We start from the raw sequence: 11,970 nt of genomic DNA, 5'->3' as shown, positions 1-11,970 counted from the left end.
TGATGTGCTGCAGCAACCGATTAGTGAAATCAAAGGAGTTGGCGAAAAACTGCAGTCCCATTTAAACGAACTGGGGCTGTTTACGGTGGAGGATCTTTTGTTTTATTTTCCACATCGTTATGATTCCTATGAAGTCAAACCGTTGACGGAACTGGATCATAACGAGAAAGCGACCATTGAAGGGGAGATTGTCTCCGAACCTGTCGTCAGCTATTACGGACGGAAGAAATCAAGGCTGACCTTTACCCTGCAGGTGGAGCATTTTGCTGTGAAGGCGGTCATGTTCAACCGGGCCTTTGCGAAGAAGCAGCTGCAGCAGGGGGACACCGTCACAGTGACAGGGAAATGGGATCAGCAGCGTCTTCAAGTGACGGTCAGTCAATTCAAAAAAGGGGAGTCGAAAAGTCAGGCGCCGATCCAGCCCGTCTACACATTAAAGGAAGGGGTGAACATGAATACCCTCCGGAAAGTGATGACGGCAGCTTTCCACGAATATGGTGGATCGGTTAAGGAAATCCTTCCGGAGGATCTTGCTCTCGCTTATAAGCTCCCACCCCGGCAGGAGGCCCTGCATCAGATGCATTATCCGGAAAACCGGGTGATGCTCAAACACGCCAAGCGCCGGTTCGTATATGAGGAATTTTTAATTTTCCAGCTGAAAATGCAGCTGCTGCGTAAGCATAACCGTGAATCGACGCAGGGCATTGTTCAAAGGTATGATAATCAGAAGCTGACCGGTTTTGTCCAGTCCCTGCCCTTTGAACTGACTGGGGCACAGAAGCGCTCGCTTGCGGAAATTTTGAAGGATATGAAACGTCCCCACCGTATGAACCGCCTGCTTCAGGGGGACGTAGGCTCAGGGAAAACCGCTGTTGCGGCGATTGCTCTCTATGCTTCCATCACCGCTGGATACCAGGGGGCTTTAATGGTTCCGACGGAAATTCTGGCGGAACAGCATTATCAGTCTTTGTCGGCCATGTTTGAAGGCCGGGCAAGGGTGGAGCTTCTGACTGGTTCTATTAAAGGGAAGAAACGCCAGGAAATCCTCGAAGCAGTCAAAGCGGAGGAGATTGATATTCTTGTAGGAACACATGCGCTCATTCAAGATGAAGTCCTATTCAGTCATCTCGGCTTTGTCATTGTAGATGAACAGCACCGCTTCGGTGTAGAACAGCGGCGGACCTTGAGAGACAAAGGTCTTTCCCCCGATGTATTGTTCATGACGGCTACACCTATCCCGCGGACGCTGGCCATTACGGCGTTTGGTGATATGGATGTCAGTGTCATTGATGAAATGCCGGCGGGACGTAAGCCTGTAGAGACCTACTGGGTGAAAGGTGAAATGACCGACCGGGTCTTGAATTTCATCAAGAAGGAAATCGATCAGGGACACCAGGCCTACGTCATCTGTCCGCTTATTGAAGAGTCGGATCAGCTGGATATTCAGAATGCCATTGATCTGTACCATCAGCTCAGCAGTGTCTTTGAGCCGGATATTTCTGTTGGTCTGATGCATGGCCGCCTCCATAATGATGAGAAGGAAGAAGTGATGAAGGAATTTGCAGAGAATCATCTGAATATCCTTGTTTCCACAACGGTGGTGGAGGTAGGTGTGAACGTTCCCAATGCCACGATGATGGTGATTTATGACGCCCAGCGTTTCGGCCTTTCCCAGCTTCACCAGCTGCGCGGAAGGGTCGGGCGTGGATCTGACCAGAGTTATTGTATTCTTCTTGCTGATCCAAAAGGGGATGTCGGTAAAGAACGCATGCGGATCATGACGGAGACGAACGATGGCTTCGAACTGTCTGAGCAGGATTTGAAGCTCCGGGGTCCAGGGGACTTCTTTGGGAAAAAGCAGAGCGGATTACCTGAATTTAAAGTAGGGGATATGGTACACGATTACCGCGCGCTTGAAACGGCAAGAAAAGATGCAGCCGAAATGATTGAAGAAGACATCCTGGATCAACATGAATCTTACAGCTCGTTAAAGGAAGTCGTCTATAAGGATAAGCAGATCATGGAAAATGTTCTGGATTGAGTGGAAAAGGGCACGTCCTGACAGGGGGCGTGTTTTTTTCGTTTCCGCTTTTCCTAGGACGGGCATCCGTATTTTTTCAATGAATGGGTTTTCAATCCTTGCGTTATGGTTTCCGGTATTATATATTACTATTAGTACCTAGTCATAAAAACGAGGCTTATGGCTGGATGAACGGTGGTATTTGTGTGAAAAAAACCAAGAGAGTACGTCAGGAAGAACTGAAGACACGTATTGAGCAAATGCCTTTCACAACGGATGAAGAACTCGCTAAATCCTTTGGTGTCAGCATACAGACGATCCGGCTGGACAGGATGGAGCTCGGAATTCCCGAGCTGCGGGAGCGGATTAAATCGGTGGCCACACAGGAGTGGAATGAGACGGTGAAAGCTCTGCCGGTTGAAGAAATCATTGGAGAGGTCGTTGATTTAGAGCTTGACGACCGTGCCATTTCCATATTGGATATCCGTCCGGAACACGTTTTTTCAAGAAACCATATCGCCCGGGGGCATCATCTGTTTGCCCAGGCCAATTCACTAGCTGTCGCTTTGATCAATGATGAACTGGCTTTGACAGCCCGGTCGACGATTCATTTTTCCAGACCGGTCAAACTGGGTGAACGCGTAGTAGCGAAGGCGACGGCCAAAGGTGAAGATGATAAAGGGCGAACGATCGTAAGCGTCCACAGTTTTGTTGGAAACGAGGAAGTGTTTGCCGGTACGTTTGAAATGTACCGCTCGAATCAGTAAAGGAGTCGAATATTCATGAAGTTAGCCATTGATGCAATGGGTGGGGACAACGCCCCTGAAGCCATTGTGAAAGGAGCTGTCAAGGCAGCTGACACGATTGATGGTTTGTCCATCACACTCGTAGGAGACGAATCACAAATCCGTCCGTTTTTGAAGGATCAGCCGAATATAACGGTCTTACATACAACAGAAGTGATTACTTCGGAAGATGAACCTGTACGGGCTGTTCGCAGGAAGAAAAAAGCTTCCATGGTCATGGCTGCGGCAGAAGTGAAAGAAGGACGCGCGGATGGATGCATCTCGGCTGGTAATACCGGCGCCCTTATGAGTGCAGGTCTTTTCATCGTCGGCCGCATGCCCGGCGTAGAACGTCCGGCTTTAAGCCCTACCCTCCCGACGATGGACGGAAAAGGCTTTTTAATGCTGGATGTTGGAGCGAACGTCGATGCCAAACCGGCCCATCTGCTGCAGTATGCCGTCATCGGTTCGATTTACTCAGAAAACGTCCGTAAAATCAACAACCCAAGAGTGGGGCTGTTAAATGTCGGAACGGAAGGTGGAAAAGGAAGCGACCTTACGAAGCAGGCGTTTCAGCTCATGAAGGAAGCGCCGATTAACTTTGTCGGGAATGTGGAATCCCGCGATCTCCTTAATGGGGTGGCTGATGTCGTCGTTACAGACGGATTCACAGGAAACGTCGCTTTGAAAACAATAGAAGGAACGGCTCTTACGATGTTTTCCATGATCAAGGAGACATTTATGAGCAGCTGGAAAACGAAAATCGCTGCCGGACTCGTGAAAGATGACCTCCGCGGCTTGAAAAACCAGCTGGACTATAGTGAATACGGCGGAGCCGGGTTGTTCGGCCTCGCCTCCCCGGTTATTAAAGCCCACGGCTCCTCGAATGAGCGTGCTGTGCTGAATGCGATCCGCCAGGCATGTGAAATGGTAGAGCTGAATGTGACAGAAACCATCTCCAGTACGCTGGACCGGATGAAGGAAAAGGAGGAATCAGAATGAAAAAGATTGCAGTCGTTTTTCCAGGCCAAGGCTCCCAGGAAGTCGGAATGGGACGGGCGATGTATGAAGCCTATCCTTCTGTGAAAGAATTGTTTGATAGAGCTGACGAAGGACTCGGGTATTCCCTTACATCCCTGATGTTTGAAGGCCCGGCCGAAGAACTTACGAAAACGGAAAATGCCCAGCCGGCCCTGCTGTTAAACAGTATCGCCATCCAGCAGGTGCTGTCTGAAGAAGGAGTCAAACCAGACATGACGGCAGGACACAGTCTTGGTGAATACAGTGCCCTCACAGCCGCCGGCGCGCTGGATCCGCTTGAAGCGGTTCAGCTTGTCCATATCCGTGGAAAGCTCATGGAAGAAGCGTACCCGACCGGGAAAGGTACGATGGCCGCTGTACTTGGACTTTCCCAGGAGGAAATCGAGGATGTCCTGACAGGGTTCGACGGAGAAAAAGCCGTTGATCTCGCTAATATCAACTGTCCGGGACAGATCGTCATCTCCGGTACGAAAGAAGGCGTGGAGGCAGCTGGTGAACAATTGAAGGATAAAGGCGCAAAACGCGTGCTTCCTTTGAACGTGAGCGGACCTTTCCACTCCCGTCTTATGGAGCCGGCGAGTGAAGAATTTGCGGGTCATCTCAATGACCGTACGATCAGAGATGCCTCCATCCCGGTATATGCCAATGTTTCGGCAGAAGCCGTCACAGAAGCGGAAACGATTGAGCGCCTGCTTGTAGAGCAGCTGTATTCGCCTGTGCGTTTTCAACAGATTCTAGAGGCATTTGTCGAAGAAGAAGTTGATGCCATCGTAGAAGTGGGGCAGGGAAAAGTTCTCAGCGGGCTTGTGAGAAAAGTCCAGCGTCGTATGAAGACGTTCAGCGTCCAGGATCCAGATTCATTAAAGGATTTTGTAAAGTGGTATAAGGAGGAAGCCTGATGTTACAGGAACAAGTAGCTCTCGTTACAGGAGCATCACGTGGCATAGGCCGTGCCATCGCTTTAGAACTTGCCCGCCAAGGAGCTAAAGTGGCGGTCAACTATGCAGGAAGTGAAGATAAGGCGGAAGCGGTCGTGCAGGAAATCATTGCCGGCGGCGGTTCAGCGATGAAGATACAGGCCGATGTTGCCAGCGAAGAAGATGTGAAGCAGATGGTGAAAACAGTCGTCGATGAGTTCGGCCGCCTGGACATTCTGGTCAATAATGCCGGAATCACCAAGGATAACCTTCTCATGCGTATGAAGGAAGAGGAATTTGATTCTGTTATCAATACGAATCTGAAAGGGGTTTTCCTCTGCACGAAAGGGGTTACCCGTCAGATGATGAAACAGAAGTACGGCCGGATCATTAATGTAGCCTCCATCGTCGGCGTTTCCGGCAATCCGGGACAGGCGAACTATGTGGCTGCCAAGGCAGGCGTTATCGGGATGACAAAATCCAATGCCAAGGAATTGGCGGCCCGTAATATTCAGGTGAACGCTGTAGCTCCCGGTTATATCACCACCGATATGACGGATGCTCTTACAGAAGAACAGCGTGAGCAGATGCTTGCCCTTATTCCATTGAAACGTCTGGGAGAAGGGGAGGATGTGGCGAGAGTCGTCCGTTTCCTGGCCTCAGAAGACGCCGCATATATGACCGGTCAGACGCTTCATGTGGATGGCGGAATGGTGATGTAAAAACCACTATGGTTTTTCTCTGCAAAATTTACTATAATGACTGAAGGGAGGTGAGGTTCCAATGGCAGAAACATTTGATCGCGTAAAACAGATTATCGTCGACCGTCTAGATGTTGACGAATCCAAAGTAGTTATGGAAGCTTCCTTCAAAGAAGATCTTGAAGCAGACTCTCTTGACGTAGTCGAGCTTGTAATGGAGCTCGAAGACGAGTTTGATATGGAAATTTCTGATGAAGAAGCTGAAAAAATCAATACAGTTGGCGACGCTGTGAATTACATAAGCAGCCAGTCATAAAAAGGTCAGCTGTCCGTTGTTCAACGGGCAGCCTTTCCTGTATTCAGAAACTTTTAGTAAAGGACAAGGTGATTTATGGGTGATTTCTCCAGTTTCCAGAAGCAGATAAATCAATCATTTCAGAACATTTCGTTGCTGGAGCAGGCTTTCACGCATTCATCTTATGTGAATGAGCATCGTAAAACCGACCGGGAGGACAACGAACGTCTTGAGTTTCTCGGGGATGCCGTTTTGGAGCTGGGTGTTTCCCAGTATCTCTACCGGGAGTTCCCGGATATGGCCGAAGGGGAGCTGACGAAGTTCAGAGCCTCGATCGTCTGCGAAGCCTCATTGGTCGAGTTTGCCAATGAACTGAATTTTCAGGACTTGATTCTTCTCGGCAAGGGCGAGGAATTGACGGGCGGCCGCAACAGGCCTGCGCTATTGGCAGACGTATTTGAAGCCTTTATCGGAGCTTTATATCTGGATCAGGGGTATGAGGCGGTTATTCGTTTTTTGAAGACCTACGTCTATCCAAGAGTCCAAAAAGGTGCTTTTTCTCATGCGATGGATTATAAAAGCCAGCTGCAGGAGTTTATACAGCGGGATAAAAATAGTAAAATTGAGTACGAAATTGTGGAAGAAAGAGGCCCAGCACACAGCCGGGAATTTATCGCTCACGTGATGATCCAGGATGACATCGGCGGTATCGGCGTCGGGCGTACGAAGAAGGAAGCAGAGCAGAAAGCGGCTCAGCAGGCTTTAGAGAATCAAGGCGCTCGATTTTAAAAAGGACCGTCATCAGCCTTAAGCGGCTGTAGACGGTCCTTTTTTTCATCGCCGGTACCGGCCCAGTTCCTGGACAAACGCCTGGATTTCAGAAACACTGAGCTGTCCCTTCATATTAATGATGTCGTAGAGGGATTTGATTTCCTCATATTTGTCTAAATCATAATCCTCCGGTTTCATAAGGGAACGATTGACCACCTGAAGTTTTTCGGCCATATCGTCAATGATAAATGCAAGATTTTCTTGTTTTGGTTCTTGTAAACTCAAAAGCTGATTCCTCCTTCGGCTGACTTCATCCGGTTTAGTACATATGATAAAGGACTTTGTCCAATTATGAAACCCTTTGACGGAAGGAAAAGAACGCTGGAGGCTTCCTACCGTAGGGAAAGCGTTTATGATAAAATATATTAGTTGAGTGAATGAAAGATTGTGAAGATACAGGAGGATGACTATGTTCCTCAAACAGTTGGATACTATTGGATTTAAATCATTTGCCGACAGGGTGACCGTGGATTTCGTTTCAGGCGTTACATCTGTGGTCGGTCCGAACGGCAGTGGGAAAAGTAATATAACAGATGCCATCCGCTGGGTGCTCGGAGAGCAGTCGGCCCGTTCCCTGCGCGGTGCGAAGATGGAAGATATTATATTTGCAGGGAGCGACTCGCGTTCTGCCCTGAATATGGCAGAAGTGACCCTTACGCTCGATAACGAAGATCAGACCCTGCCCCTGGATTACCAGGAGGTCAGTGTAACAAGAAGAGTTTACCGATCAGGAGAAAGTGAATTTTACATCAATAACCAGACATGCCGGTTGAAGGATATTATCGACTTATTTATGGATTCTGGTCTTGGGAGAGAAGCTTTTTCCATCATCAGCCAAGGGAAAGTCGAGGAGATTCTAAGCTCGAAGGCTGAAGAGCGCCGGACCATTTTTGAAGAGGCGGCCGGTGTCCTCAAATATAAACAACGGAAGAAAAAAGCCGAATATAAACTGGCGGAGACTCAGGAGAACTTGAACCGTGTGGAAGACATCATTCATGAAATCGATGGACAGCTGGAGCCTTTGAAAGAACAGGCTGCTGTGGCTGAAGACTACCTGGAGAAAAAAGAAGAATTGAAGCATATCGAAATTTCCCTTTTAATTACTCAGATTGAGGGTCTCCACAAGGATTGGCAGGTTGTTTTAAAGGAACTGGAAGAGGTCAAGAGCGGAGAAGCGTCGTTGAGGGCTGATATCACTGCCAGGCAGGAATCTGTGGATTCGAAGCGGGACCGCATTCAAAAGCTGGATGAGTCTTTGGAAAGTCTTCAGGAAAAGCTGGTGGAGCTGACGAGGGAACTCGAAAATCTGGAAGGTAAAAAGCAGCTCATGAAAGAGCGGCATAAACATTTCGAAGAGAACAAATCCAAACTTGAAGAAGCCTACGAAGAACTCTCGAACAAACTTGAAACGCTGAAGGCCGTTACGACAGAAGAATCATCCAAATTGGAGGAAGTGCGGGAAAACCGCCGGAAATCCAAGCAGGAGCTCAAGGAAACGAATCAGGCGCTCAATCAGAACCTTCAGGAGATGGAAGACCAGATTGAGGATTTAAAAAGTGATTATATCGAACTATTAAACAAGCAGGCCGCGAAACGTAATGAAAAACACCTTCTGGAGAAGCAGCTATCAGAACTGCATTCTAAAAAAGATGTTCAGAGTGGAAAATTCCAAGGCCTCAGAGAAGAGCGGGAAACGCTTGAAAAAGAGCGCAGCCGGTTAACCGCAGAACTTGAAAAACTGGCGTCGGAACGCAGCGAACTGGAAAGCAGCCTCCAGGAAGTGTCGGCTTCGCTTGATGAAAACAAGCAGGCGTATCAGGAATGGCAGGAAAAACTGTACAAAGGGTATCAGTATCTTGAGAAGATGCGTTCCAAAAAGGAAATGCTGGAAGATATGAAAGAGGACTTCTCCGGTTATTTCCAAGGGGTCAGGGAAGTTTTAAAAGCGCGGCAGAATGGACGCCTCTCCGGTATAGAAGGGGCCGTCCTTGAGTTGATTGACATTCCGTCCGCCTACATGACAGCCATTGAAACGGCCCTCGGAGCTCAGGCCCAGCACATTGTTGTCCAGGATGAAAAAGCAGGAAGACAGGCCATCCACTGGCTGAAAACCCAGCACAAAGGCCGTGCCACCTTCCTGCCCCTTTCAGCCATCCAGCCCCGGTATGTAACCGGTGCCGGTTCGCTGAATCAACAGGATGGATACGTAGGAGTCGCAGCTGAATTGATTCACGTCCCGGAGATGTACGCCAAAGCTGTGCAGCACCTGCTTGGTCATATCGTTGTAGCGGAAACCTTGGAACACGCCAATGCGATTGCCCGTGTGCTGAACCGGAAGTACCGGGTCGTCACGCTGGAAGGAGATGTCGTCAATCCCGGTGGTTCTATGACGGGAGGAGCAAAGAAACAATCCGGCCAGTCGTTGTTTACCAGGGAAAAAGAGCTTCAGGAGACAACCGGAAAAATAAAGGATTATGAAAAGAAACTGCAGGATGTTGAACAAAAGGTTATGCAGCTGAAGCAGAGCCTGAGTGAACAGGAACAAGCGAAGGAGTCCTATGCAGAAAAGCTTTCTCATATGAAAAATAAAGAGTATGAAAAACAGTCCGATGCCAGGGAAAATGAAGTCAAATTGAACCATATTAACAGTCAGCTCCACCTTTACGATCAGGATCAGGCCCAGTTTGATCAAGATCGTACACAGGCGGATGACAGGCTTCAAACCCTGACAGAGAACCTCAGCTCTCTGGAGGAGGAACTTGGCTCGACCCAGCAGCGGATCGAAGCCCTTACTGCAGCAAAAGACAGGCAGAAAGAAGATGAGGAAGCTCTTCAAAAACGGCGTCAGGAACTACAGATCAAGCTCGCCGAGCAGGAATCGGCCGTCCATAACCAACAGGAAAAGGTCAGTCGATATGAAGAGGAGAAAGCACTGATTGAGCAGGAACTTCGTGGAAATAAAGCTTCTTATCAGCAGCTGATGGAAGTGGTGGAATCCAATCAAACCGAAGAAGAATTAACAGAGCTGATCAAAAATGCTGGACAGGAGAAAGCGGCAGCCTCAGAAGACATTCATTCCCTTCGCAAAGAACGGGCGGATATCAGTGCCGATGTGCATAAAGAGGACGCATCTCTGAAGGAACACAACCGGCTGCATCAGAACTACCTGCAGGATATCCAGCAGAAAGAAGTGAAGGCCAATCGTCTGGACGTGGAGCTTGATAATCTCCTCACGTACCTGCAGGAAGAATACGTAATAACTTTTGAAAAGGCGAAACGGGACTACGATACCGTTGAAGATGTGGATCAGGCTGCAACGAGAGTGAAACTGATCAAACGGTCCATTGAAGAGCTTGGGACCGTCAACCTTGGGTCTATTGAGGAATATGAGCGGATCAAAGAGCGCTACGAGTTTCTCAAGGGCCAGCAGGATGACCTTTTGGAAGCAAAAGGAACCCTTCATAGTGTCATTAATGAAATGGACGGGGAAATGAAACGGAAATTCGAAGATACCTTCACGAAGATCCGTGCCGAATTCAATGAAGTATTCCGGACGCTCTTCGGAGGAGGACGTGCCGATCTTCAGCTGACTGATCCGGAGAACATGCTGGAAACCGGAGTGGATATTGTCGCTCAGCCGCCTGGCAAGAAGCTTCAGAACCTGAGTCTTTTATCTGGTGGAGAAAGAGCGTTGACAGCCATTGCTCTGCTGTTTTCTATATTAAGAGTCCGCCCTGTGCCGTTCTGTGTTCTGGACGAAGTGGAAGCAGCTCTTGATGAAGCCAACGTCGACCGGTTTGCCCGGTTCTTGAAAGAATTCAGCAGAAATACACAGTTTATCGTGATCACCCACCGTAAGGGAACAATGGAAGAATCGGATGTCCTGTATGGAGTAACGATGCAGGAATCGGGCGTGTCGAAACTTGTTTCCGTCCGTTTGGAAGAAACACCTGAACTATTGGAAGCATAGAAAGGAAGATTGGATGAGTTTTTTCAAAAAGTTGAAAGATAAATTTGTGAAGGGGCAGGACGGCGAGGAGGAAAACAAGGATCAGCACCCTTCTGATCCTGCAGAAGGCAGCGGCTCTGTTTCTTCAGAGGAGGAGTCTCCTGAAGTTTCTGAATCCCTTCCTGAAAAAGAGGAAGCACCCGTGAACGTAGAGCCTGCCGGGGAGGAAGACGCTGATTCCCATGCTTCCAGAACGGAAGAGGACGATGGGGAAGAGGATGTCGATCCAGGTGTACCCGGGACCGAAGAGGACAAGAAGGAAGAAGAAAATGCCGGAACTGAAGCCGGCAATCCTGTGGATGACGACGAGGACGAACGTCCATCCGAGGCTGTAGAGGAAGAGGAAGAGAAAGAAACGATCGCTTCCAAGTTTAAAAAAGGACTGGCCAAAACGAGGAATTCCTTCTCAAGTAAAATCAATGACCTTGTGGCCCGCTATCGTACTGTAGATGAAGATTTCTTTGAAGAATTGGAGGAAGTGCTGATTTCCGCTGACGTAGGAGTAACCACCGTCATGGAAATGATAGAGGAGCTGGAATTGGAAGTGAAACGCCGGAATGTCCAGGATCCACAAAAGGTCAAGGAAATCATTTCTGAAAAACTGGTGGACATTTATTATGGAGACGACGATGCAGGAGAAGTGGAAGGCCTGACGGAAAATCCGGATGGTCTGACCGTGTACTTGTTTGTCGGAGTCAACGGTGTCGGAAAAACGACGACTATCGGGAAGCTCGCCCACCGTTTGAAATCAGAAGGGAAAAAAGTCACTCTGGCTGCCGGAGATACGTTCAGAGCCGGCGCTATTGAACAGCTGGAAGAGTGGGGGAACCGTGTAGGAGTCAACGTCACGAAGCATTCAGAAGGCAGTGATCCGGCCGCCGTAGTTTATGACGGCATAAAAGCGGCTGAATCCCGCGGCGCGGATGTACTGATTTGTGATACCGCCGGCCGCCTGCAGAATAAAGTCAATCTCATGAATGAGCTTTCCAAGGTGAAGCGGGTCATCGAACGTGAAATTCCGGGTGCTCCTCATGAAGTTCTGCTTGTTCTCGATGCAACCACTGGTCAGAATGCCATGAGCCAGGCGAAAACGTTCGCAGAAGTAACAGACGTATCCGGTATCGTCTTGTCGAAGCTTGATGGAACGGCTAAAGGCGGGATCGTCCTTGCCATCCGGAATGAATTGGAAATTCCGGTCAAGCTTGTCGGGCTTGGTGAGAAAGTGACCGACCTGGAAACGTTTGATGCCCACGCCTTTGTCTATGGCCTGTTTGCTGACATGATAGAGGAGTACGAAGAGGATTAAGAAAATACGCTGTAAACCTTGACACACATGGACCTGCTCCGTTAATATTTATGTGTAAAGGTATT

At 48.8% G+C, this 11,970-nt stretch carries 10 protein-coding genes; 9 read left to right on the top strand and 1 reads right to left on the bottom strand.

Annotated features, from left to right (window positions below; translation table 11 throughout):
- Positions 1-4 precede the first annotated feature (4 nt).
- From recG to rnc, 7 genes are all read left to right on the top strand, one after another.
- Positions 5-2,041: an ATP-dependent DNA helicase RecG gene (gene recG / locus ACXADP_RS11475; protein WP_474968473.1), complete on the top strand. Its 2,037-nt coding sequence runs from the start codon at positions 5-7 to the stop codon at positions 2,039-2,041.
- Positions 2,042-2,208: 167 nt separating this feature from the next.
- Complete coding sequence (fapR, locus tag ACXADP_RS11470) at positions 2,209-2,787, top strand: transcription factor FapR (protein ID WP_242520187.1); 579 nt, start codon at positions 2,209-2,211, stop codon at positions 2,785-2,787.
- A 15-nt stretch (positions 2,788-2,802) separates the two neighbouring features.
- The gene (gene plsX / locus ACXADP_RS11465) at positions 2,803-3,807 is read left to right on the top strand and encodes a phosphate acyltransferase PlsX (protein ID WP_474971480.1); all 1,005 of its coding nucleotides are present in this window, start codon (positions 2,803-2,805) and stop codon (positions 3,805-3,807) included.
- Positions 3,804-4,745 carry an ACP S-malonyltransferase gene (gene fabD / locus ACXADP_RS11460; RefSeq protein WP_474968475.1) on the top strand — a complete coding sequence of 314 codons (942 nt, stop codon included), beginning with the start codon at positions 3,804-3,806 and terminating at the stop codon, positions 4,743-4,745. The genes plsX and fabD overlap by 4 nt, the downstream gene beginning before the upstream one ends.
- Complete coding sequence (gene fabG / locus ACXADP_RS11455; protein WP_474968476.1) at positions 4,745-5,485, top strand: 3-oxoacyl-[acyl-carrier-protein] reductase; 741 nt, start codon at positions 4,745-4,747, stop codon at positions 5,483-5,485. Before fabD ends, fabG begins: the two co-directional genes overlap by 1 nt.
- A gap of 61 nt (positions 5,486-5,546) precedes the next feature.
- On the top strand, positions 5,547-5,780 hold the full coding sequence (acpP, locus tag ACXADP_RS11450) for an acyl carrier protein (protein ID WP_027954176.1): 234 nt from the start codon (positions 5,547-5,549) through the stop codon (positions 5,778-5,780).
- A 75-nt stretch (positions 5,781-5,855) separates the two neighbouring features.
- Positions 5,856-6,548, top strand: coding sequence for a ribonuclease III (gene rnc / locus ACXADP_RS11445; RefSeq protein WP_027954177.1), 693 nt, complete (start codon positions 5,856-5,858; stop codon positions 6,546-6,548).
- A gap of 45 nt (positions 6,549-6,593) precedes the next feature.
- On the opposite strand, the gene ACXADP_RS11440 is transcribed toward rnc, so the two are convergent.
- On the bottom strand, positions 6,594-6,815 hold the full coding sequence (locus ACXADP_RS11440) for a DUF1128 domain-containing protein (RefSeq protein ID WP_474968477.1): 222 nt from the start codon (positions 6,813-6,815) through the stop codon (positions 6,594-6,596).
- Between the two features lie 184 nt (positions 6,816-6,999).
- Here ACXADP_RS11440 and smc point away from each other — a divergent pair, with 184 nt between their 5' ends.
- Together smc and ftsY are read left to right on the top strand one after the other, a co-directional pair.
- Positions 7,000-10,560: a chromosome segregation protein SMC gene (gene smc, locus ACXADP_RS11435; RefSeq protein WP_474971479.1), complete on the top strand. Its 3,561-nt coding sequence runs from the start codon at positions 7,000-7,002 to the stop codon at positions 10,558-10,560.
- 13 nt (positions 10,561-10,573) lie between these two features.
- On the top strand, positions 10,574-11,905 hold the full coding sequence (gene ftsY, locus ACXADP_RS11430) for a signal recognition particle-docking protein FtsY (protein WP_474971478.1): 1,332 nt from the start codon (positions 10,574-10,576) through the stop codon (positions 11,903-11,905).
- The last annotated feature ends 65 nt before the right edge of the window (positions 11,906-11,970 follow it).

The sequence above is a fragment of the Halobacillus sp. AWH4_228 genome (assembly GCF_056158365.1).
This window is presented reverse-complemented; position numbering and strand designations above follow the sequence as displayed.

Excerpts from the sequence above, each read along its gene's own strand:
- rnc (WP_027954177.1), top strand. The coding sequence starts at position 5,856 with ATGGGTGATTTCTCCAGTTTCCAGAAGCAGATAAATCAATCATTTCAG.
- ftsY (WP_474971478.1), top strand. The coding sequence starts at position 10,574 with ATGAGTTTTTTCAAAAAGTTGAAAGATAAATTTGTGAAGGGGCAGGAC.
- plsX (WP_474971480.1), top strand. The coding sequence starts at position 2,803 with ATGAAGTTAGCCATTGATGCAATGGGTGGGGACAACGCCCCTGAAGCC.
- acpP (WP_027954176.1), top strand. The coding sequence starts at position 5,547 with ATGGCAGAAACATTTGATCGCGTAAAACAGATTATCGTCGACCGTCTA.
- fabD (WP_474968475.1), top strand. The coding sequence starts at position 3,804 with ATGAAAAAGATTGCAGTCGTTTTTCCAGGCCAAGGCTCCCAGGAAGTC.
- fabG (WP_474968476.1), top strand. The coding sequence starts at position 4,745 with ATGTTACAGGAACAAGTAGCTCTCGTTACAGGAGCATCACGTGGCATA.
- smc (WP_474971479.1), top strand. The coding sequence starts at position 7,000 with ATGTTCCTCAAACAGTTGGATACTATTGGATTTAAATCATTTGCCGAC.
- fapR (WP_242520187.1), top strand. The coding sequence starts at position 2,209 with ATGAACGGTGGTATTTGTGTGAAAAAAACCAAGAGAGTACGTCAGGAA.